Here is a 23,432-nt window from a genome sequence, read left to right as displayed (position 1 = left end):
ATGGAAGTTTCATCACACGGTTTAATACAAAATCGTGTAAAACAAATCCCATTCTATATTGGAATATTTACAAACTTAACGCAAGATCATTTGGATTATCATAAAAATATGAAACAATATGAATTAGCAAAATGGTCTTTTTTTAGTCAACATAAAGTAAAAAAAATAATATTAAATGCTAATGATAAATATGCAAAAAAATGGTTAAAAAAACTATCAGATAAATATACAATTGCAGTTACTATAAAAGATAAAACACAAAAAAAATATTCTAAAAAATGGATAAATGCAATTAACATCCAATCTAACAGTAATTTTACTGATATAGAATTTGAATCGAGTTGGGGTAAAGGAGTGTTATCAACTTGCTTAATTGGTTATTTTAACATACAAAATCTATTATTGTCATTAGCTTCTATGCTTGAAATGAACTATAAATTATCAGATCTTATTAATACATCTATTCAACTTCAACCAATACTTGGACGAATGCAAAAATTTAATATTTTTGGAAAACCAACTATTATTATAGACTATGCTCATACTCCTGATGCACTGGAAAAAGCATTAAATGCAATCAAATCATATTTTTTTAAAAAAAAAATATGGTGTATATTTGGATGTGGAGGGGAAAGAGATCAAAAAAAGCGTCCATTAATGGGAGCTATTTCAGAAAAAATAGCAGATAGAGTAATTGTTACGAATGATAATCCTAGAAACGAAAATCAAAACAAAATTATTAAAGAAATTATACAAGGATGCATAAAAAAAGAAAAAATAATAATTATTCCTGATAGAAAAAAAGCAATATCTTATGTTTTTTTTAAAGCAAATGTTAATGATATAATTTTTATCTCTGGAAAAGGACATGAAAATCAACAAATAATCGGCAATAAAATAATTAATTATTCAGATCAAAAAATAATATTAAAATTATTGGAAAAAAAATATGATTCCTCTATCGTTAAAAAAAATTTCTATCATCACTAACGGTCAATTATACGGGAAAAATTTAATAATACATGACATTATTATAGATACAAAAAAAATTACATTAGGTTGTCTTTTTATTGCTTTAAAAGGTAAAAAATTTGACGCACATATCTTTATAAGAGAAGCAGTTAATAAAGGTTGTTCTGCAGTTATCAGTCAAAAAAAAATAAATTGTAATATTTCTTACATCGTAGTAGAAGATACATCTATTGCTTTAGGAAAAATTGCAGCTTGGATTCGTCAAAAAATCAATCCAAAAATATTGGCAATTACTGGATCTTGCGGTAAAACATCAGTAAAAGAAATGACTACATCTATACTAAAAAAGAATGAAAAAACAATATCTACAACGAATAATTTAAACAATCACATAGGAGTTCCTATAACCTTAATTAAGTTAACAAAAAAGCATAAATATGGAGTAATTGAATTAGGTGCCAATCATCCCGGTGAAATTCACTATACTTCTAATCTTACACAACCAAATGTAGTTTTAATAAATAATATTTATTATTCACACTTAGAAGGTTTTAAATCATTATTAGGAGTATCGAAAGCAAAATCGGAAATATTATCTGGTCTACAGTCTCAAGGTACAGTGATCATTAATTTAGATAGTCATCATCTTTCTCAATGGAAAAAAAAGATAAAAAATAAAAATATTTTTTATTTTTCTATTGAAAAAAAAAAGAAAGTGATTTTTTTTCTACTAATATTAAAGTTCATACGGATAAAACATATTTTACCATGTGTACACCATCTGGTAAAATAGATATTTCATTACCTTTTCTAGGATATCAAAGCATATCTAACGCGTTAGCAGCTAGCGCTCTCGCATTTTCTCTCAATATACCTTTAAAAAAAATCCAAGATGGTCTGTCATCTACACCTATATTGCCAGGTCGATTAGAACCAATTAAATTAAGCATAAATAAAATTTTAATTAACGATACATATAATTCTAATGTTGCATCAATGACAACAGCAATCAAGGTATTAGAAAACATGCCAGGCTATAAAATACTAGTAGTTGGTGATATGGCTGAATTAGGAGAAAAAAGCATTCTATATCATAGAATAATAGGAAACATTGCTAGTTTATCTAAAATCGATAACATCTTAAGTGTTGGTGAAAATAGTTATGAAATTAGTAAAATATGTAAAAATAGTATACATTTTTCAAAAAAAGAAAAATTAATAAAAATTTTAAAAAAAATAATCTTAAAAAAAGATCGAACTACAGTTTTAATTAAAGGTTCTCGTAATGCAAAAATGGAAACAATAGTAGAATATCTCATCAGGGAGTTCAAAAAAAATGCTGATTTGGCTTAATCAATATTTACACTTAAAGGTATTTTCTTATATTTCATTTCGTATGATGTTTAGTTTATTGACATCTTTTTTTATTAATTTATATTTCGGTCCATACATCATATCTTACTTTAAAAAAGCACAAAAATATCAAATAATACGTAAAGATGGACCGATAACACATCGTTTAAAAAAAAATACACCAACTATGGGGGGATTATTTGTACTTATCTCAATATTAATTTCTATTTTTCTTTATTGTAATTTATTTAATCTATACATTTGGTATGTTATAAGTATATTAGTAGGATATGGCTTTATTGGATTTTTAGATGACTATAAAAAAATAAAATATAACAATTCTAAGGGATTAAAAATTTTTTTGAAATTCTTTTGGCTATCAATAATTGCTATTGTTATTATTTATTTAATTCATTTTAATTCAAGTGATACACTTAGTGTTGAATTAGTAGTTCCATTCTATACTAAAGTACTTTTCAAAGTAAATTATTTATATATGTTTTTATGTTATTTTGTTATTGTTGGCACAAGTAATGCAGTAAATCTAACAGATGGATTAGATGGATTAGCAATTATGCCAGTAATTTTATTATCTTTTGGTTTAGGATTAGTTTCTTTTTGCAGTTCAAATGTTTTTATTTCTAATTATATGAATATTCCTTATTTAGCAAAAGCAAACGAGTTAAGTATTTTATGTACAGCAATAATTGGATCAGGATTAGGGTTTTTATGGTTTAATACCTATCCAGCTAAAATATTTATGGGTGATGTTGGATCGCTATCGTTAGGTGGTTCATTAGGAATGATATCTATATTACTACATCAAGAATTTTTATTATTAATTTTAGGTGGTGTTTTTGTATTTGAAACTATATCAGTGATATTACAAATTATATACTTTAAAATAAGAAAAAAAAGAATTTTTAAAATGGCACCAATTCATCATCACTATGAAATAACAGGATTATCTGAATCTTTAATTGTTGTAAGATTTTGGATAATTTCTCTGTTACTTTTATTTGTAGGAATGCTATCTTTAAAGGTAAATTAATGTCATATAATTATTTTGGAAAAAAAATATTAATTTTAGGATTAGGATTAACTGGAATATCATGTATTAACTTTTTTCTAAAAAAAGGAATAAAACCTAGAGCAATAGATGAATGTAAAAAACCTAATTTTTTAGACAAAATACCTAAAGATATTGAATACAGGTTAGGAAAATTAGAAAAAGATTGGATTTTAGAATCTGATCTAATTGTTATTAGTCCAGGTATTTCTTCTTTTAAATCTATTTTAATAAAAGCCCGCTCATTAGGAATTCATATTATTAGCGATATTGAATTATTTTCTAGAGAAACAAAATGTCCAATTATTTCGATTACTGGTACTAATGGAAAAAGCACTGTAGCAACTATGGTAAAAAAAATTGCAGAGAAATCAGGATATAAAGTTTTTTTAGGGGGAAATATTGGATTTCCAGTATTAGAAATGCTAAACCAAAAAGCTAATTTATATATACTTGAATTATCTAGTTTTCAATTAGAAACTACATTTAGTTTAAAATCAAAAATAGCTGTAGTTCTAAATATTACTGAAGATCATCTTGACAGATATCCAGAAGGATTTGAACAATATAAAAAAATTAAATTATCTATTTATAATCAAGCTGAAATTTGTTTAATTAAATTAAAAAAAGGGGGAAAAAAACCATTTGATACACAATTTAAAAAATATATTAGTTTTGGTATATGTCAAAATAATAACTATCATATTAATTATGAAAAAGAAAAAGCAATTTTATACTGTAAAAATAAAAAAGTTCTTGATACTAGTAATATGTTTTTAAACGGATATCATAACTATGAAAATGCACTTATATCATTGGCGATTTCTGATGCAATGAAATTTAATCGAGAAATTGCAATTAATACACTCAAACAATTTTCAGGATTACCACATCGATTCCAAACAGTACATATTAATAATAATATATCCTGGATCAATGATTCTAAATCCACTAATGTTGATAGCACCAAAGTCGCTCTTCAGAATTTAAATATAAAAGGAACAATATGGTTATTATTAGGAGGAGATGGTAAATCTTCAAATTTCAATATTCTAAAAGAATATTTCGAGAAATTAAAAATAAAAATATATTGTTTTGGAAAAGACGGTCTTAGTTTATCAAAACTATGCAAAAAAAAATCTGTTTATGTTGAAACTTTAAAGCAAGCAATAATTTTAATTTCGAAAAAAATTCAACCAGGTGACGTTGTTCTGCTATCTCCTGGATGTAGTAGTAAAGATCAATTTTCTAACTTTGAAGAAAGAGGTAATCTTTTTATAGAATTATCGAAGGAAATGAATTAATGTTTTTTTTAAAAAAAAAAATAATATAAAAAATAATAATATTGTATTATATGATCGTTTCTTAGTATGGTTGACGTTAGGTTTATGTGTAACAGGATTAGTTATGGTGACATCTTCATCTATTCCTATAGGTCAAATTTTATATCATGATCCCTTTTTTTTTGTAAAAAGAGAGATATTTTATTTTTTTTTAATATTTTTATTATCTTTTATTTTTTTACGTATACCCATTTCATTTTGGAAAAAAAACAGTAACTTAATATTAATTATTTCAATTTTTTTACTTACAATTGTATTATTAATAGGAAAATCAGTACATGGATCACATCGATGGATAAATATAGGTATGTTACATATACAACCTGCTGAAATATGTAAGATATCTTCATTCTTTTATATATCTAATTATTTATCACGAAAAATAAATGAAGTACGTAATAATTTTTGGGGTTTTTTAAAACCTATGACAATTATCACGATACAATCAATTCTTTTATTAGCAGAACCTGATCTAGGTACAGTTATTGTTTTATTTGTTACTACTTTATCAGTTTTATTTCTCTCTGGAGTAAAAATAAAACAGTTTTTTACAATTATTTTTTTAGTAGTTGTAATTATCACTGCTTTAGTTTTTTTTGAACCATATCGTATTAAAAGAATATTATCGTTTTGGAACCCTTGGAAAGACCCATTCGGTAATGGATATCAATTAACACAATCGTTAATAGCTTTAGGACGTGGTCATTTCTTCGGACAAGGTTTAGGCAACTCAATACAGAAATTAAATTATTTACCAGAAGCTCATAGTGATTTTATATTTTCTATAATAGGTGAAGAATTAGGCTATATAGGCTGTTTTTTAATATTATTGACAATTTTTTTTATTTCTTTTCGAGCTATGTATATAGGACAAAAATCTTTTGAAAAAAAACAAATTTTTTCAGGGTTTTTGGCTTGTTCAATTGGTTTATGGTTTAGTTTTCAAACACTTATTAATATTGGAGCTGTAACTGGTATCTTACCTACTAAGGGTTTAACTTTACCATTAATTAGCTATGGTGGTTCAAGTCTAATTATTAATTTAATGGCTATTTGTATATTGCTAAGAATTGATTTTGAAATACGATTAAGTGAACACCAAGCTTTTCCTAAAGGAATTTAAATGAATTCTAAAAAAATAATAATTATAGCAGGCGGTAGTGGTGGACATGTTTTTCCAGGTCTTACTATTGCAAAATATTTGATTAAAAAAGGATGGGATGTACATTGGATAGGTACAAAAAACAAAATAGAATCTGAAATTGTTCCAAAATATAATATTAAAATACATTTTATAAAAATTCAGGGATTACGTAATACTAGCTTAAAAAATTTAATTTTTTCTCCAATAAATATATTAAATTCATATTTTCAAGTTAGAAAAATAATAAAAAATTGGATACCAGATGTTATATTGGGCATGGGGGGATACGTATCAGGTCCTGGTGGATTAGCAGCATGGAGTTGTAAAATTCCTTTTATTTTACATGAACAAAACAAAATTGCAGGAATAACAAATAAACTACTTTCTAGATTTTCTACGAAAAACATGCAAGCATTTTCCGGAACTTTGTTAAACGCAGAAGTAGTTGGAAATCCTATTCGTGAAAATATTATAAATATACCACCACCAGTTGAACGTTTTAAAAATAGAAAAGGTCCTTTGAGAATTTTAATTATTGGAGGAAGTCAAGGCGCTTCTATTTTTAATCAAGTTCTTCCAAAGATATCATTTTTTTTAAAAGAAAAAGTTATTATTTGGCACCAATCAGGTAATAATGATCTTGAAATAACTAGAAAAAAATATCAAAAATATAGTTCATATAAGCATATAATAACTTCATTTATCGAAAATATATCAGAAGCATACGCATGGGCAGATATAATTATATCTCGATCTGGTGCTTTAACAGTAAGTGAAATTACCGTAGTAGGATTAGGTGCAATATTTATACCTTATCCACATAAAGACAAACAGCAATATTTAAATGCAGAAGATCTAAAAAAAAATGGTGCCGCAAAAATTATTGAACAATCAATATTTAGTACAAAATTAATTATAAAGACATTAAATTCTCTAAATAGAGATAAACTCTACATAATGGCTAAAAAAGCTTATTCTTTAGGCATTAGAAATGCTACATCAAAAATATCTAAAATCATTCATGATGTTAGTAGTAAAATATAAAATATTACTAATAACATAAATATTAAAATTTTTTACTAAATAAATTAAAAAATGAATATAAATAAGATAAAAAAAAACAATTTTTTTAAAGAAAAAAAATTTAAAAAAATTCATTTAATAGGAATTTCTGGATCAGGAATGAGTGGAATTGCTCTTATTTTGTTTAAATTAGGATATAAAATCAGTGGTTCAGATTTATCAAAAAACTTTATGACGCAAAAACTAAAAAAAATGGGAGTAAATATCTATTTTCAACATGCTGAAGAAAATATTAAATGTGCCGATTTCATTGTTATATCTAGTGCCATTCCTTCTGATAATCCAGAAATTATAGCAGCTAAAAAAAAAACATTCCTATACTATTAAGAGCTGAAATGCTTCAAATATTAATGCAATTTAAATTTGGAATAGCAGTGTCAGGGACACATGGAAAAACTACAACTACTTCAATGATTTTTGATATATTAAACAAAAATAAATTAGATCCTACAGTTGTTAATGGAGGTTTAATAAAATCAATTAATTCTCACGCAAAACTTGGATTTTCTAATTATTTTATTGCAGAAGCAGACGAAAGTGATGCTTCTTTTCTTTACTTACATCCTACAACAGCTATTGTAACTAATATAGAATCTGATCATATAAATAATTATCATGGTAAATTTGAAATATTAAAAGAAACATTTTTAAAATTTTTAAATAAAATTCCATCGTATGGTGTTGCAATACTATGCATAGATAACCAGGCCATTCTTGATATTTTACCAAAAATAAAATGTAAGGTGATTACATATGGGTTTAACAAAAATGCAGAATTTTGCATTTCATCTTATGAACAATGCGATTTTATAAGCAATTTCACATTAATTAGAAAAAAAAAATTAAATAACCTAAAAATTACCTTAAATTTACCCGGTGAACATAACGCATTAAATGCTGCCGCTGCTATTGCTTTTGCAACATATCAAAAAATACCTGATCAAAAAATTTACCAATCATTAAAAAACTTTCAAGGCACTTCGAGACGATTTGAATACATTGGAAAATTATTTATAAAAAAAAAATCCATTCAAAATGAAAGTGTTATGTTAATAGATGATTATGGACATCATCCTACTGAATTATCTGAAACCATTAAAACAATACGAAAAAGCTGGCCTGAAAAAAATTTAATAATGATATTTCAACCTCATAGATATACAAGAACTCGTGATTTATATTACGATTTTATTAAAATTTTATCTCAAGTAGACTCTCTATTAATACTAAATGTATATTCTGCAAATGAATTGTTTATTTTAGGAGCAGATAGTTTTTCACTATATAATGATATAAAAAAAATAAAAAAAACAAATGTAACTTTAGTAACCAATCATAATTTAATATTAAATTTTCTTATTCCTTATTTAAACGGAGATGATATTATTTTAATACAAGGTGCTGGAGACATAGATACTATAATAAAAAAAATTTTATCTTAAAAATAAAAAAGTGATAATATGAAAAAAATAGCAGTGTTATTAGGAGGTAATTCTTCTGAAAGACAAATTTCAATTAAATCAGGATATGCAATTCTTGAAAGTTTATTGAGATCTGGATTGAACGCATATCCGGTTGATACTCGTGATTTTCCTATCATACAATTAAAAAAACAAGGTTTTGACAGTGCCTATATCGCACTTCATGGAAAAGGAGGTGAAGATGGTAGTATCCAAGGAGTTCTTGAATATCTAAATATTCCATATACAGGTAGTGGAATTATGTCCTCTGCAATTTCTTTAGACAAATGGAGAACTAAATTGTTGTGGAAATCTTCTTCTCTTCCAGTACTACCAGATGTGTATCTGAAAAAAAAAGATATTTCACAATATACATATCCCTCGATTTTAAAAAAAATTTTACAACTAAAATTTCCTGTTGTAATAAAACCAAATAATTCAGGTTCTAGCATAGGAATAACAATAGTTCATTATCAAGACTTATTAATTGACTCTATTAATGCCGCATTCAATTATAGTAGTGATATAATTATTGAAAAATTTATAGAGGGAAGGGAATACACAGTATCAATTCTTAATAAAAAAATATTACCTCCTGTAAAAATTATTACAAAAAATCATTTTTATGATTATAGAGCTAAATATATAGAATCTTCAACTGAATATTTATGTCCAAGTGAATTACATCATCAAAAAGAAAAAGAACTAAAAAATATTGCAGAAACAGCTTGGAGAACCTTAGGGTGTAAAGGATGTGGAAGAATTGATGTAATACTAGATAATAAAAATAAATTTTGGTTATTAGAAGTAAATACAATTCCTGGAATGACTTATAGAAGTTTAGTTCCAATCTCCGCCAAAAGCATAGGAATATCATTTGATGAACTAGTATTAAAAATATTAAAAATTAATAAATAAAAAAATTATTCTTTATAATTATTACTAATTTTTAATTAATAAAATCGTTTAAAATTAAAAATTTCTTCAATAAAGATTAGAACAGAATATACTATATTAGTGAAAATATTAAAACAATTGTAAATTGTAATTTAATAAAATAGCTATATCCTATAATATTATTTTTTTAAAATAAAATAATCTTGTATAAATAAAAAAAAATAAATTAATTTATAAAGATTAATCATTTCTATAAAATAAAAATCGTAAAAAGCAAATATTATTTATGTTAAATAATTACGTTATGAAATAGATATAAAAAATTAGAAATTCCGTTTTATTGTAAAAGTAATATTTAAAAATATAGTATAGGCTAAAGAACAATGATTATATCAAAAAATAGAAAATTAGTAGTCGGATTAGAAATCGGTACTACTAAAGTAGTAACTTTAGTGGGAGAGGTTTTAACAGATGGTAAAATAAAAATAATTGGAATTGGAATATGTGAATCTAAAGGAATAGATAAAGGAAAAATAAATAATTTAGATTCAGTAATTTCGTGCATACAAGAATCTATTCATCAAGCTGAAATTATGGCTAATTGTCAAATAACATCTGTATATTTATCTTTGTCCAATAAATATATTAATTGTCAAAATGAAATAGGTATAGTTCCTATTTCTGAAGATGAAGTTACAAAAGAAGATATAGAAAATGTAATACACACTGCAAAGTCTGTAAAAATTCTTAATGAACATCATATATTACATGTAATTCCACAAGAATACTCCATTGACCAACAATCTGGAATAAAAAATCCTATAGGTTTAGCTGGTACAAGAATGCAAGTAAGAGTACATTTAATTACATGCCATCAAAATATGGCTAAAAATATTATTAAAGCAGTAGAAAAATGTGATGTTAAAGTTGATCAAGTTATTTTTTCTGGTCTTGCTTCTAGTAAAGCTGTTTTAACTGAAGATGAATGTAAACTAGGAGTCTGTATGATTGATATAGGAGGAGGAACAATAGATCTTATTACTTACATTGATGGATCTATACAAGACACCCAAGTTATTCCATATGCAGGTAATATTATAACTAAAGATATTTCATATGCTTTTAGTACATCTTACACTGATTCAGAAAATATAAAAATTACATATGGTTCTGCAATAAAGCCGTCTCCTGGAATATCAAAAAACATTGATTTATCTAGTAAATATGGAAATTTTCAAAAAAACTTACAACAAGATACAGTAATAGAAGTTATTGAATCAAGATATAATGAATTATTGCATTTAATTAATAATAGAATTCTTCATGTACAAAAAAAACTTTATAAAGAGGGAAAAAAATATCAATTAACAAGTGGTATAGTGCTTACTGGAGGCGCTTCAACAATTTCATTTTTAACAGAATGTGCGGAAAAAATTTTTCAAAAAAAAATTCGCATTGCTAAACCTCTAAATATTTCAGGACTAACAGAAAACATAACTGAACCACATTATTCAACAGTAGTTGGTTTATTGCACTACGGAAAAGAATTTTACTTTAATTATGAAAACGAAAAAAAAGAAAATTCTTTTGTTGAAAAATGGTTTAAAAGAATTAACAATTGGTTTAAAAAAGAATTTTAAAAATCAATAAACCTTCTAAAATTAAAGATAGATAATGGAATGAAATTATGTTTGAACCTGTAGAATTAAGTAATAATGCAGTAATTAAGGTAGTTGGTGTTGGTGGTGGTGGTGGAAACGCAGTAGAACATATGGTACGAGAACGAATTGAAGGTGTTGAATTTTTTGCCATTAATACTGATGCACAAGCTTTAAGAAAAGTAGAAGTAGGACAAACCATACAAATAGGAAACAACATTACTAAAGGGTTGGGAGCTGGAGCTAATCCAGAAATTGGACGTACTTCAGCAGAAGAAGATAAAGAATTATTAAAATCTGCACTAGATGGTTCTGATATGGTTTTTATAGCTGCAGGAATGGGTGGAGGAACTGGAACTGGAGCAGCACCTGTAGTAGCAGAAATAGCAAAAGAACTAGGTATTTTAACAGTTGCTGTGGTAACAAAACCTTTTAATTTTGAAGGTAAAAAAAGAATGATTGTTGCTGATCAAGGAGTTGTAGAACTGTCAAAACATGTAGATTCTTTAATTACAATACCTAATGACAAACTACTCAAGGTATTAAGTCGGGGTATTTCTTTACTAGACGCCTTTGGTGCCGCTAACAATGTTTTAAAAGGAGCTGTACAAGGAATTGCTGAATTAATTACTCGACCTGGTTTAATGAATGTAGATTTTGCTGATGTAAGAACGGTTATGGTTGAAATGGGATATGCCATGATGGGAACTGGAATATCTTCTGGAGAAAATAGAGCTGAAGAAGCCGCAGAAATTGCTATATCTAGCCCTTTATTAGAAGATATAGATTTATCAGGAGCACGAGGTGTTTTAGTCAACATTACTGCTGGTTTTGATTTAAAACTAGATGAATTTGAAACTGTAGGTAACACAATTAGATCTTTTGCGTCAGATAACGCAACAGTAGTTATAGGCACTTCTTTAGATCCTGATATGAATGATACACTTCGAGTAACAGTAGTTGCAACAGGCATTGGAATGGAAAAATATTCAGATGTTAATCAGACAAAAAATAAATCTTCTAAAGAAATGCTAATAGATTATCGATATCAATATTTAAATATTTCACCTACAACAATAGATAAAAAAAATGTAAAAAATGAAATAAAAGAAACAGAAAATCAAAAAAGAAAAGAACCAGAATATTTAGATATTCCTGCTTTTCTTCGTAAACGATCTGATTGACTTTTTTAAAATTAAAAATTTTAAAAAGTTAATATGTTAAGAAATATTATTTTTAATATTTTTTACGACACCAAATAAAAATAATATTATTTTTCCATAACCTGCGCCAATAATGAATGTATGATCTATCGGCGCAAGGACTTATTTTTATAGTAAATTAAATTAATCTAATATTTTTTATACTAAAAATATGTTTAAAATTTTTTTTATGATAAAATTAAATAAAATATTTTATTTTCTAAAAATTTCTTTAAATATTTTGAGAATATATTAAAAATGGAAAACAATCCTATAAAATATATTGAATTCACAAATTCAGCTGCTAAAAAAATAAAAAATATTATTGAAGAAAAAAAAAATAAAAATTTAAAACTAAGAATATATATTATTGGTGGTGGATGCAGTGGATTTCAATATCAATTTATTTTTGATGAAAAAACTAATAAAGATGATATCTTAATTGAAAAATTAAATATTTCTCTTGTAATTGATCCTATTAGCTTACAATATTTATATGGTGGTACAATAGATTATTTAGAAAACCTAGAAGGATCAAAATTCATAGTATCTAATCCAAATGCTAAAAGCACCTGCGGATGTGGTTTATCTTTCAGTATTTAAATTAGGCAATCAGCTTTAAATAATTAAAATTCTAGTAATTATTAATACTCTAAAAAAAATAAATTTTATTTATAAAAAAATGAAAATTGGAATAATTGGTGCTATAGAACAAGAAATTAAGAAAATAAAAGAAATCATAAATGATTTGACAATAAAAAAAACAGGAAACATTAAAATTTACATAGGAAAATTTAAAAACATGGAAATTTTTCTAATCCAATCAGGGATCGGAAAAGTTTCTGCTAGTATGTCTACTATGATTCTTATCAATTTATTTCAACCTGATTTTATTATTAACAGCGGTTCTGCAGGAAGTTTAAATTCTTCTTTAAAAATAGGCGATATTATTATTCCAAAAAAAATATGTTACCACGATGTAAATTTAACGAACTTTGGGTACTCTAGAGGACAAGTACCTCAATATCCTAAAACATTTAAAACAAATAAAAATTTACATGAAATTGTAAAAGAAATTGCTATTAAATTTAAATTCAAGTTTTTAACAGGACTACTTATCACTGGAGACTCTTTTATTAGAGGGGATAATTTTATAAAAAAAATAAAGTATCAATTTTCTTCAGCAGTAGGAGTAGAAATGGAATCTACTGCAATAGGTCAGGTATGTCATCAATTTAATATTCCTTTTATTGTAATAAAGTCAATATCTGATTTATCTGATAACGATGCTACTTCAAATTTTGAAAAAAATATTTCGATTGCATCATCAGAATCTTCAAAATTAGTGAAACTATTATTAAAAAAAATAAGTTCTTAAAATTCTATTTAATAAAAAATAGTATTTTTATTATATTTTTGATAACCTTGTACTATTTTTTTAGTTTATATTGAAAATGTATTATTTATTATAATCAGTCGACTTTAAAAATGTTTTACTATAAAAATAATTATCCTTCTTTTAAAAAAAGTCTAAAAATAAATTCTATTATTTCACTATACTCAGAATAAACTATTTGTCCTCAAATAATTTATATTTTATAGGATAAAAAAACCATGATTAACGAAAACATATGGCATGAAAAACTTCATCGTCATATTGGGCAATATTTTTCAATTGATAAAATATTATATCAAAAAAAAAATAAATACCATGATATTATTATTTTCCAAAACTCGATTATGGGACGAATCATGGCAATAGATGGTGTCGTTCAAACAACAGAAAAAGATGAGTTTATATATCATGAAATGTTGACTCATGTTCCTATATTTTATCACGGGTTAATAAAAAATGTACTAATAGTAGGTGGGGGCGATGGAGGTATACTACGAGAAATATGCCGACATAATAGTATCGAAAATATCACTATGGTTGAAATTGATTTAAATGTTATTGATTTATGCAAAAAGTTTTTTCCTAAACATAGTAATAATACATATAAAGATCCACGTCTAAAAATAATCATAGATAACGGATTAAACTTTATCAAGACAACAAAAGAAAAATTTGATCTTATTATATCAGATTCCACTGATCCTATTGGTTGCGGAAAAGATTTATTTTTATCAGAATTTTATTTTTATTGTAAAAATCATCTTCTTAAAAACGGTATATTTGTAGGGCAAAATGGTGTTTTTTTTCTCCAGAAAAACAATATTAATCAAACTTATAAAAATTTAAAAAAAAATTTTAATGACGTAAGTTTTTATCAAGCAACTATTCCTAGTTATTATGGCGGAATAATGATGTTTTCTTGGGGTACCGATAACATGGATTTACGTAAAATAAATATTAAAAATTTACAAAAACGTATAAAACATACAAAATTAGCTTTTAATTACTATAATTCCAAAATTCATATAAGTAGTTTTTATTTACCTGAATATATAATTAATACGTTAGATAAAAGTTAAAAATCCTTATATAGGAGAGTAATTAAATTGCAAAAACTAAAATTATATGGCTTTAATAATTTAACTAAAAGCCTAAGTTTTTGTATTTACGATATTTGTTATGCGAATACTAATGATTCACGAAATAGTTATATTTCTTATATTGATGAACAATATAATGCTGTTCGATTAACAAAAATCTTAAAAAAAACTTGTTCAATCATTGGTGCCAATGTTCTTAATGTTTTTCATCAAGATTATGAACCTCAAGGTGCTAGTGTAACTATTTTAGTATGCGAAGATCCAATAAATTTAGAAACAGTAAATATTGTAAATAAAAAAAATAATATTATATCATCTTCTGTATTAGCCCATTTAGATAAAAGCCATATTTGTGTTCATACATATCCAGAAAGTCATCCTCAAAGTGGAATTTGTACTTTTCGTGCAGATATAGAAGTTTCAACATGTGGAATAATCTCTCCTCTTAATGCATTAAATTATCTTATTCATCAATTAGAATCAGATATTGTAACAATTGAATATCGTGTTAGGGGATTTACACGAGACATTCACGGTATAAAACATTTTATTGATCATAAGATTAATTCTATTCAGAATTTTATGTCTAATGATATAAAATCAATGTATGAAATGCTTGATGTTAATATATATCAAGAAAATATTTTCCATACTCGTATGTTACTAAAAGAATTTAACTTAAAAAATTATTTATTTAATATTAACGTAGAAGATTTATCAAAGGAAGAATGTTCTTATATTATAGATTTATTATGGAAAGAAATGAGAGAAATATATCATGGTAAAAATATCTCTATGATTAAAAAAATATAACTTTTGAATTTATATTTTTTTAAAATTATTCAAAGGTTTAAAAATTGATACACTTCTTTTAGAACAAGAAAAGAAGTGTATCAATTGTTAATTCAATAATGATTTTTTTAAATTTAAAAGATCTGTTATTGTTCCTTGAAAAACTTCGGAAGCTGAACAAATTGATTCACTTAAAGTTGGATGGGGGTGAATAGTAAGTGAAATATCTTCAGCATCACATCCCATCTCGATTGCAAGTCCAATTTCACTAATCAGTTCACTAGCGTTTGTACCTACTATAGATCCACCAATAATCTTATTAGTATTTTTATCAAAAATTAATTTTGTCATACCTATGTTGCAATTTGATGCATTTGCTCTTCCTGATGCACTCCAGGGAAACAAAGAACTCTCATATTCTATATTATTGTTTTCAGCTTCTTTTTCACTTAAACCAACCCAAGCAATTTCAGGTTCAGTATAAGCTACTGATGGAATTACTTTAGGTTCAAAATAATGTTTTTTACCAGAAATAACCTCAGATGCAATATGCGCTTGCTGTATCGCTTTGTGAGCTAACATAGGAAAACCTGTAACATCGCCAATAGCATAAATATGAGATAAATTTGTTTTTAATTGTTGATCTACCTGAATAAAACCAGATTCGTTTAATTTCAATCCAATTTTTTCCAATCCTAAAAAATCAACATTTGGACTTCTTCCAATTGCAACAAGTATATTATCATAACAAAAAACATTTTCATTTTTGTTTTCTTTAGCCATTGTAACAACAAGATTATTATCTTTTGATCTGTCAACATTTTTAACATGAGTATGTAATAACAAATTAAATCTTTTTTCAACTGTTTTTCTATATATATCAGTCATATCTTTATCTACTGAAGGAAGAAAAACATTAAATCGATCAACAATATCTACTTTTGAACCCAATGCACTGTATATTGTTGCCATTTCTAAACCAATAATACCTCCTCCTACAATTAAAAAACGATTAGGTATATTTTTTAGTGATAAAGCATCTGTTGAATTCCAAATTCTACTATCGTCATTAGGAAAAGAAGGTATTTTTATAGGTTTAGATCCAGTGGCAATAATCGCATGTTTAAAAAAAATCGTAAAATCATTTTTTTTATTTTGTACAAAAATACTATGATCAGTATCAAAAGATGCTTTTCCTCGAATAATTCTTATTTTTCTTTTTTCCCCCATATTAGATAATCCAATAGTAAGTTTTTTAACAATTTTTTCTTTCCAATTGTTAATCTTTTCAATATTAATAATTGGTTTATTAAAAAAAACCCCTGCTTCAGATAGTTCACTTGCATCTTTTATCACCTTAGCTATATGCAGTAATGCTTTGGAAGGAATGCATCCTACATTTAAACAAACACCACCTAATTGTTCATAACGTTCTATTAAAACAGTATCTAAACCTAGATCTGCACATCGGAAAGCCGCAGAATAACCGGCGGGTCCTGAACCTATAACTACAACTTCAGATTGAATTTCTTGATGCATTTTAAAAAACCTCTTTAGAAAAAAATTACATAATTAGAAAACGTATATCAGATAATAATTTTCCAATAAAAGTTAAAAAACGAGCAGCATCTGCTCCATTAATTACGCGATGATCATATGATAGAGATAATGGCAACATCAAAGAAGGAATAAATTCTTTTCCATTCCATAGTGGTTTTATTGTAGCTTTTGATACTCCAAGAATTGCAACTTCAGGAGAATTAATAATTGGAGAAAACCAACTCCCTCCAATTCCACCTAAATTGGAAATTGTAAAACAACCATCTTTCATATCTGATTCATTTAATTTATTTTCGCGTGCTTTATTTGAAAGGAAAATTAATTCAGAAGATAAATTTTCTATATTTTTTTTATCAACATTTTTTAAAACAGGAACAAATAAACCGTGTTCAACATCAACAGCAATACCAACGTTGACATACTTTTTTAAAAAAATTGTTTTTTTATTTGAAGATAAAGAACTATTAAAAATAGGAAATTCTAATAATGCATACGCTACGGTTTTTATAATGAAAGGTAATATAGTGATATTAGAAAAAACATTATTTTTCTGTTTTTTTTGACTATTATACTTCTGACGAAATTCTTCTAATAAAGTTATATTAACTTCATCAAATTGTGTTACATGAGGTATGTTTATCCAATTTTGATGTAAATTTTTTCCGACAATTTTTTGAATATTCGTAATAGATATTTCTTTGAATGGATTTTTATGAAAACCTTCAATATTATTTTCATCTATATTAAAAGAATTTTTTTTCAAAGCATTATTTTTTTTTATATATAATTCAATGTCTTCTTTTAAGATGCGATTTTTAGGACCAGAGGGTATAATATTCTTTAAATCAATGTTTAAATAACGAGCTAAACGTCTTATAACTGGTGTTGCATGAATTAAAACATTTTTTTTAATATCTTTTTCTTCTAAAACATTGTCACTCAATTTTTTTTCTGTTTTTATATAATTAAAATCTTTTTTATTTTTTATAGAGTTCAAATCATTAGATTTAAAAATCATAATTACAGAAGAAGTCGTTACCTTTTCACCAATTTTTATAATAATATCCTTTACAATTCCGGATATTGGTGCTGGTATTTCCATAGAAGCTTTATCTCCTTCTACAGTTATTAATGCTTGATCTAATTCTATTTCTTCTCCAACTTTCACTAATACTTCTGTTACCTCAACCTCGTCTAAACCAATATCAGGCATTTTAACTTCAATATGCACTTTTCTTTACCTCTTAAGCTAAACGCGGATTAATTTTATCTGCATTAATATTAAATTTAATAATTGCCTCTTCTACTACTTTTTTATTAATATTATTTAATTTAGCCAACAAGTTTAAAGCCGCTACTACAATATAATGAGCACTAACTTCAAAATGATCACGTAATTTATCACGACTATCTGAACGTCCAAAACCATCTGTACCCAATACATAATATTCATTTGATGGAATATAATGACGAATTTGTTCAGCAAATAATTTCATATAATCAGTTGCTGCTACCGCTGGAGAGGAATTCATTACAGTTTTAATATAAGCAATTCTTTTTTTTTGACATGGATGCAACATATTCCATCTTTCACAATCTTCACCATTTCTAGCTAACTCTGTAAAAGACGTCACACTATAAATATCTGTAGTTATAGAATAATCATTAGATAAAATTTCACCTGCTTTACAAACACAACGTAAAATTGCCCCAGATCCCATCAATTGCACTTTTAATTCATTGGCCTGTAAAGTTTTTAACTTATAAATTCCTTTACAAATACCTTTTTCTACACCTTTTGGCATAGCTGGCATATAATAATTTTCATTAATTGTCGTGATATAATAGTATATATTTTCTTGAAGAGGGCCATACATTCTTCTTAATCCATCCTGTATAATAACAGCAACCTCATAAGCAAATGCAGGATCATAAGAGATACAATTAGGAATTGTTAATGATTGTATATGACTATGACCATCTTCATGTTGCAAACCTTCTCCATTTAAAGTAGTTCTGCCAGATGTTCCTCCAATGAGAAAACCTCTTGCTTGCTGATCACCAGCTGCCCAAAAAAGATCACCTATTCTTTGAAAACCAAATATTGAATAATAAATATAAAAAGGAATCATCGGGAAATTATTGGTACTATAAGAAGTAGCAGCAGCTAACCAAGATGAAGCAGCACCTAGTTCATTTATTCCTTCTTGCAATATTTGTCCCTTTTTTTCTTCTTTATAATAAGCTAATTGTTCTCGATCTTGAGGAGTATATTTTTGCCCAATAGAACTATAAATTCCAATCATTCTAAATAAACCTTCCATACCGAATGTACGAGCTTCATCAGCAATAATTGGAACTATTAAATTTTTAATAGAATGATTTTTTAAAATTAAATTTAAAACACGAACAAAAGCAATAGTAGTCGAAATTTTTTTGTTTTGTTCTTCTAATAAAGATTTAAAATCTATTAAATCGGGGATATTTAATGCATTAGTAAATTTAGATAAGCGAAATGGGATATAACCGCCTAATTTTTTTCTTTGTTCATGCATGTAACAGTATTCTTCAGAGTTTTTTTCAAAAACAATATATGGTAATTCTTTAATATCTTTATTTGAGAGAGGAATATTAAAACGATCTCGAATGTAAATAATTCCATTAATATTAATTTTTTTTATTTGATGTGCTACATTTTTTCCTTCAGCAATAACACCCATACCATATCCTTTAACTGTATGTGCTAAAATAACAGTCGGTTTATCTTTAATCTCCTTAGCTTTTTTTAATGCATTAAACATTTTTTTAGGATCATGTCCTCCTCTATTTAAATTCCATATTTCTTCATCTGTCATATCTTTTACTAATTCTAGTGTTTCTTTATATTTACCAAAAAAATATTTTCGAACATATGCCCCATCTTTTGATTTTAATGTTTGATAGTCACCATCTATTGTTTCATTCATTAGTTGAATTAATTTTCCGGTTTTATCTTTTTTTAATAAATAATCCCATTCCCCCCCCCATATGACTTTTATAACTTTCCATCCAGCTCCATAAAAAAAACTTTCTAATTCATTTACAATTTTACCATTACCTACTACTGGACCGTCTAATCTTTGTAAATTACAGTTTATTATGAAGATTAAATTATCTAATTTTTCGCGAACAGCAATAGAAATCGCTCCTTTAGATTCTGGTTCATCCATTTCACCATCTCCTAAAAAAGCATAAACTGTCTGTTTAGAGGTATTTTTTAATTCACGATTTTGTAAATATTTTAAAAACTTTGCTTGATAAATAGCACAAAGTGGTCCTAATCCCATTGAAACAGTTGGAAATTGCCAAAAATTTGGCATTAATTTAGGATGAGGATAAGAAGACAATCCTTTTCCATCAACTTCTTGCCTGAAATTATCAATTTGTTCTTTTGATAAACGACCTTCTAAAAAAGATCTAGCATAAATACCTGGAGCAATATGACCTTGAAAATAAACTAAATCACCTCCGTCTTCATTATTTCTAGAACGAAAAAAATGATTAAAACATACTTCATATATTGTAGCAGAAGATTGAAAAGATGATAAATGTCCTCCTAATTCTAAATTTTTTTTTGAAGCACGTAAAACCATCATTATTGCATTCCATCGAATAGCTGAACGAATGCGCTTTTCTAAAATTAAATCTCCTGGATATTCAATTTCCTCTTCGCTACTAATGGTATTAATATAATCGCTAGTAAAAAAACACTTAAAAAAATGTGCTCTAGTTATTTTAGACTTCTTTAAAATCTTTTCAATTAAAAATTTAGCTCTTTCTAGACCTTCTTCACGAATAACAGATTCAATTGATTGCACCCAATCATTAGTTTCGACTGGATCCACGTCATCATTATATAAATTTTCTGACATGGTCTAAATTCCTTATATATTATATTTAACAATAAAATTAATATTTAACTTAAAATATTATCATTTTTTATATTAATAATTAATTTTATATAATTAAGTAATTTTAATTTTTTAAAAAAAATATTTTTTTTATTAAAAAAAGCTATTAATTTCTAAAAAAAATCAACAAAACTAACTATGAGTATAATTAATTTTATTGATTTTATTTTTTAACTTTTAAAAAATATATTTTAATTTTTAAAATTATTAAAAATACAATTTTCTTGTTCGCTAACTCGTATAAAGGTAGTTCTTTTAGTTAACTCTTTCAATTTTTGTGCTCCTACATAAGTACAAGAAGAACGTAATCCTCCTAAAATATCACGTACAGTCATATCTACATTCCCACGAAAAGGTATTTTAACTATTTTACCTTCAGATGCACGGTATCCTGGAATTTTACCTGTATAGCGTTTCATTGCAGAAGTAGAACTCATACCATAAAATAGCATAAATTTTTTAGATTTTTCTTTGATTATTTCCCCTAAACACTCGGCATGTCCTGCAAAAATACCACCTAACATAACAAAATCCGCACCCCCTCCAAAAGCTTTTGCAATATCTCCTGAAACAGTACAACCACCATCACTAATGATTTGACCATTTAATCCATGTGCGGCATCTGCACATTCTATAATAGCTGACAGTTGAGGATAACCTATTCCTGTTTTTATTCGTGTAGTGCATACAGAACCAGGTCCTATACCTACTTTTACTACATCTGCTCCAGATAATATTAATTCTTCAACCATTTCACCAGTAACAACATTACCTGCACAAATAATTTTATCTGGAAAAAAATCTCTTATTTTTTTTAAAAAAGAAACAAAATACTCAGAATAGCCATTGGCTACATCAATGCAAATATATTTTAATTCAGAAGATAATGAAAAAATTTTTTTTATTTTTAAAAAATCTAGATTAGATGTTCCAATCGAAACAATTACATGTTTCAATATTTCTTTAGAAGAAACACTAATAAAATTTTTCCATTCATCTAAAGAATAATATTTATGTACTGCTGTTAATATGTTAAATTTTGATAAGGATTCAGCCATACGAAAAGTGCCTACAGTATCCATATTAGCCGCAATAAGTGGAATTCCAAACCATTTTATGGTAGAATATTTAAAAGAAAAGCAACGCATAAGATTAACTTCAGAACGACTTTTTAAAGTAGATCTTTTTGGTCTTATTAATACATCTTTAAAACCTAGTTTTATGTCTTCTTCAATACGCATAAAATAAAAGTCCTATACTAAATATTAAAATATGATATAAAAAATTTTATAATATAAAAATATATTAAAATAGTTTTTTTTGAATAAAAATTAAATATTTTTAGTACCATCAAATCTCTAAATTTAAATAAATAAAAAATTATGACTTATATTGTAGCACTTACTGGAGGAATTTGTAGCGGAAAAACTACTGTTTCTGATAGCTTTAAAAAAATAGGTATTAATATTATTGATACTGACGTCATTGGACGAAAAACAATAGAAAAAAATAAAGAAGTATCAAGATCTATCAAAAAAAAATTTGGTAAAAAAATATTAAATCAAGACAATTCAATAAACCGTTTTTTACTTCGCAAGCATATTTTCAATGATAAAAAAAGTAGACTATGGTTAGAAAATATACTTCATCCTATAATTTTGAAAGAAAGTAAAAAAAAGATAGAGTTAATAAAATCAACATGGTGTTTATGGGTTGTTCCATTGCTTTTTGAAAAAAAAATAGAAAAAAAAGCAAGTCGAATACTTTTAATTGATACACCAGTAAGAATACAAATTAAACGTATAATAAAGAGAGATAAAATAAATATTTATGAAGCTAAAAAAATTATTTCTTCTCAAATTAGTAGAAAAAAAAGAATTTTTTTATCAGATGATATCATTTTAAATAAAAATCAAAATATTGAAAAATTAAATTTATACACTTATTATCTTAATAATTTTTATGTATATTTATCAAAAAAAAATAATCAAAAAAATATAAAAAAAAATAATTTGACTAAATTTTACTAAAAAAATATGTATTTTTATCTAAAAAAAATCTCGTTTTTCTAAAGCATTAATAATATTTTGATTGAAAGTAGGAAAATTAAAATATTTTAGATTATCAAAAAATATCCATTGATATAAATATCCTTCTCTACTATATATTCTACCTTTCCATTTAGTAATGAAAAAAAAATATAGTTTTATTTTTTTATAAAAATGCTGAACACATCGAAAAAAACGAAACTTTAGTATTTTAAGACCTATTTCTTCTAATAATTCTCGCTTTAATGAACATGCTAAACTTTCATTTTTTTCTACTTTTCCTCCTGGAAATTCCCATAAATCTGACACGTATTTTTTTTTTCTTGCTTTAGTAATATAAATTTTATTTTTTTTTATAATTATTCCAATCACTATATTTTGATACTTCATAAAATAAAATCCAAA

General features: G+C 25.7%; 20 protein-coding genes and 1 pseudogene. 16 read left to right on the top strand and 5 right to left on the bottom strand.

Annotated elements, in window-relative coordinates; genetic code table 11:
* From D9V76_RS03205 to speD, 15 genes and pseudogenes are all read left to right on the top strand, one after another.
* On the top strand, positions 1-990 hold the full coding sequence (locus D9V76_RS03205; protein WP_253254726.1) for a Mur ligase family protein: 990 nt from the start codon (positions 1-3) through the stop codon (positions 988-990).
* Complete coding sequence (locus tag D9V76_RS03200) at positions 950-1,765, top strand: Mur ligase family protein (RefSeq protein WP_253254725.1); 816 nt, start codon at positions 950-952, stop codon at positions 1,763-1,765. The genes D9V76_RS03205 and D9V76_RS03200 overlap by 41 nt, the downstream gene beginning before the upstream one ends.
* Complete coding sequence (locus D9V76_RS03195; protein ID WP_253254724.1) at positions 1,741-2,325, top strand: glutamate ligase domain-containing protein; 585 nt, start codon at positions 1,741-1,743, stop codon at positions 2,323-2,325. Before D9V76_RS03200 ends, D9V76_RS03195 begins: the two co-directional genes overlap by 25 nt.
* A complete protein-coding gene (gene mraY / locus D9V76_RS01140; RefSeq protein ID WP_158337024.1) occupies positions 2,309-3,376 on the top strand; it encodes a phospho-N-acetylmuramoyl-pentapeptide-transferase in 1,068 nt (355 codons plus the stop codon). The genes D9V76_RS03195 and mraY overlap by 17 nt, the downstream gene beginning before the upstream one ends.
* Entirely contained in the window at positions 3,376-4,698 is a 1,323-nt protein-coding gene (murD, locus tag D9V76_RS01135) for a UDP-N-acetylmuramoyl-L-alanine--D-glutamate ligase (RefSeq protein ID WP_158337023.1), read from the top strand. Before mraY ends, murD begins: the two co-directional genes overlap by 1 nt.
* The gene (gene ftsW / locus D9V76_RS01130; protein WP_158337022.1) at positions 4,694-5,860 is read left to right on the top strand and encodes a cell division protein FtsW; all 1,167 of its coding nucleotides are present in this window, start codon (positions 4,694-4,696) and stop codon (positions 5,858-5,860) included. Before murD ends, ftsW begins: the two co-directional genes overlap by 5 nt.
* Positions 5,861-6,925 (top strand): undecaprenyldiphospho-muramoylpentapeptide beta-N-acetylglucosaminyltransferase, encoded by a 1,065-nt coding sequence (murG, locus tag D9V76_RS01125; RefSeq protein ID WP_158337021.1) that lies wholly within the window; start codon positions 5,861-5,863, stop codon positions 6,923-6,925.
* A 51-nt stretch (positions 6,926-6,976) separates the two neighbouring features.
* Positions 6,977-8,406: pseudogene (murC, locus tag D9V76_RS01120) on the top strand (UDP-N-acetylmuramate--L-alanine ligase).
* A gap of 18 nt (positions 8,407-8,424) precedes the next feature.
* A complete protein-coding gene (locus D9V76_RS01115) occupies positions 8,425-9,342 on the top strand; it encodes a D-alanine--D-alanine ligase (RefSeq protein ID WP_158337020.1) in 918 nt (305 codons plus the stop codon).
* A gap of 362 nt (positions 9,343-9,704) precedes the next feature.
* The gene (gene ftsA / locus D9V76_RS01110) at positions 9,705-10,961 is read left to right on the top strand and encodes a cell division protein FtsA (protein ID WP_158337019.1); all 1,257 of its coding nucleotides are present in this window, start codon (positions 9,705-9,707) and stop codon (positions 10,959-10,961) included.
* A 47-nt stretch (positions 10,962-11,008) separates the two neighbouring features.
* Positions 11,009-12,163 carry a cell division protein FtsZ gene (gene ftsZ, locus D9V76_RS01105; RefSeq protein WP_158337018.1) on the top strand — a complete coding sequence of 385 codons (1,155 nt, stop codon included), beginning with the start codon at positions 11,009-11,011 and terminating at the stop codon, positions 12,161-12,163.
* Between the two features lie 276 nt (positions 12,164-12,439).
* Positions 12,440-12,784, top strand: coding sequence for an iron-sulfur cluster insertion protein ErpA (erpA, locus tag D9V76_RS01100; protein WP_158337017.1), 345 nt, complete (start codon positions 12,440-12,442; stop codon positions 12,782-12,784).
* 79 nt (positions 12,785-12,863) lie between these two features.
* Positions 12,864-13,559: a 5'-methylthioadenosine/adenosylhomocysteine nucleosidase gene (locus D9V76_RS01095; protein WP_158337016.1), complete on the top strand. Its 696-nt coding sequence runs from the start codon at positions 12,864-12,866 to the stop codon at positions 13,557-13,559.
* A 236-nt stretch (positions 13,560-13,795) separates the two neighbouring features.
* A complete protein-coding gene (gene speE, locus D9V76_RS01090; RefSeq protein ID WP_158337015.1) occupies positions 13,796-14,656 on the top strand; it encodes a polyamine aminopropyltransferase in 861 nt (286 codons plus the stop codon).
* A 27-nt stretch (positions 14,657-14,683) separates the two neighbouring features.
* The gene (gene speD, locus D9V76_RS01085; RefSeq protein WP_158337014.1) at positions 14,684-15,490 is read left to right on the top strand and encodes an adenosylmethionine decarboxylase; all 807 of its coding nucleotides are present in this window, start codon (positions 14,684-14,686) and stop codon (positions 15,488-15,490) included.
* Between the two features lie 87 nt (positions 15,491-15,577).
* Here speD and lpdA read toward each other — a convergent pair whose 3' ends face one another.
* From lpdA to D9V76_RS01065, 4 genes are all read right to left on the bottom strand, one after another.
* On the bottom strand, positions 15,578-17,008 hold the full coding sequence (gene lpdA, locus D9V76_RS01080; protein ID WP_158337013.1) for a dihydrolipoyl dehydrogenase: 1,431 nt from the start codon (positions 17,006-17,008) through the stop codon (positions 15,578-15,580).
* Positions 17,009-17,033: 25 nt separating this feature from the next.
* Complete coding sequence (locus tag D9V76_RS01075) at positions 17,034-18,242, bottom strand: 2-oxo acid dehydrogenase subunit E2 (protein ID WP_158337718.1); 1,209 nt, start codon at positions 18,240-18,242, stop codon at positions 17,034-17,036.
* A gap of 31 nt (positions 18,243-18,273) precedes the next feature.
* Positions 18,274-20,940 (bottom strand): pyruvate dehydrogenase (acetyl-transferring), homodimeric type, encoded by a 2,667-nt coding sequence (gene aceE, locus D9V76_RS01070; protein WP_158337012.1) that lies wholly within the window; start codon positions 20,938-20,940, stop codon positions 18,274-18,276.
* A gap of 230 nt (positions 20,941-21,170) precedes the next feature.
* Positions 21,171-22,220, bottom strand: coding sequence for a GMP reductase (locus D9V76_RS01065; protein ID WP_158337011.1), 1,050 nt, complete (start codon positions 22,218-22,220; stop codon positions 21,171-21,173).
* A 141-nt stretch (positions 22,221-22,361) separates the two neighbouring features.
* Between D9V76_RS01065 and coaE the strand changes: the two genes are divergently transcribed.
* A complete protein-coding gene (gene coaE / locus D9V76_RS01060) occupies positions 22,362-23,009 on the top strand; it encodes a dephospho-CoA kinase (protein WP_158337010.1) in 648 nt (215 codons plus the stop codon).
* An 18-nt stretch (positions 23,010-23,027) separates the two neighbouring features.
* Here the strand turns inward: coaE and D9V76_RS01055 are convergent, their stop codons facing one another.
* Positions 23,028-23,417 carry an NUDIX domain-containing protein gene (locus tag D9V76_RS01055; protein WP_158337009.1) on the bottom strand — a complete coding sequence of 130 codons (390 nt, stop codon included), beginning with the start codon at positions 23,415-23,417 and terminating at the stop codon, positions 23,028-23,030.
* Positions 23,418-23,432: the final 15 nt, after the last annotated feature.

Origin of the sequence: Buchnera aphidicola (Rhopalosiphum padi) (genome assembly GCF_005080845.1) — a bacterium.
GTDB lineage: Bacteria > Pseudomonadota > Gammaproteobacteria > Enterobacterales > Enterobacteriaceae > Buchnera > Buchnera aphidicola_AO.
This window is presented reverse-complemented; position numbering and strand designations above follow the sequence as displayed.

Coding starts and splice junctions, on each gene's coding strand:
- erpA (WP_158337017.1), top strand. CDS start 12,440: ATGGAAAACAATCCTATAAAATATATTGAATTCACAAATTCAGCTGCT.
- lpdA (WP_158337013.1), bottom strand. CDS start 17,008: ATGCATCAAGAAATTCAATCTGAAGTTGTAGTTATAGGTTCAGGACCC.
- D9V76_RS01055 (WP_158337009.1), bottom strand. CDS start 23,417: ATGAAGTATCAAAATATAGTGATTGGAATAATTATAAAAAAAAATAAA.
- murD (WP_158337023.1), top strand. CDS start 3,376: ATGTCATATAATTATTTTGGAAAAAAAATATTAATTTTAGGATTAGGA.
- ftsA (WP_158337019.1), top strand. CDS start 9,705: ATGATTATATCAAAAAATAGAAAATTAGTAGTCGGATTAGAAATCGGT.
- speE (WP_158337015.1), top strand. CDS start 13,796: ATGATTAACGAAAACATATGGCATGAAAAACTTCATCGTCATATTGGG.
- aceE (WP_158337012.1), bottom strand. CDS start 20,940: ATGTCAGAAAATTTATATAATGATGACGTGGATCCAGTCGAAACTAAT.
- D9V76_RS03195 (WP_253254724.1), top strand. CDS start 1,741: ATGTGTACACCATCTGGTAAAATAGATATTTCATTACCTTTTCTAGGA.
- murG (WP_158337021.1), top strand. CDS start 5,861: ATGAATTCTAAAAAAATAATAATTATAGCAGGCGGTAGTGGTGGACAT.
- D9V76_RS03200 (WP_253254725.1), top strand. CDS start 950: ATGATTCCTCTATCGTTAAAAAAAATTTCTATCATCACTAACGGTCAA.
- coaE (WP_158337010.1), top strand. CDS start 22,362: ATGACTTATATTGTAGCACTTACTGGAGGAATTTGTAGCGGAAAAACT.
- D9V76_RS01065 (WP_158337011.1), bottom strand. CDS start 22,220: ATGCGTATTGAAGAAGACATAAAACTAGGTTTTAAAGATGTATTAATA.
- mraY (WP_158337024.1), top strand. CDS start 2,309: ATGCTGATTTGGCTTAATCAATATTTACACTTAAAGGTATTTTCTTAT.
- D9V76_RS01075 (WP_158337718.1), bottom strand. CDS start 18,242: ATGCCTGATATTGGTTTAGACGAGGTTGAGGTAACAGAAGTATTAGTG.
- D9V76_RS01095 (WP_158337016.1), top strand. CDS start 12,864: ATGAAAATTGGAATAATTGGTGCTATAGAACAAGAAATTAAGAAAATA.
- D9V76_RS03205 (WP_253254726.1), top strand. CDS start 1: ATGGAAGTTTCATCACACGGTTTAATACAAAATCGTGTAAAACAAATC.
- ftsZ (WP_158337018.1), top strand. CDS start 11,009: ATGTTTGAACCTGTAGAATTAAGTAATAATGCAGTAATTAAGGTAGTT.
- D9V76_RS01115 (WP_158337020.1), top strand. CDS start 8,425: ATGAAAAAAATAGCAGTGTTATTAGGAGGTAATTCTTCTGAAAGACAA.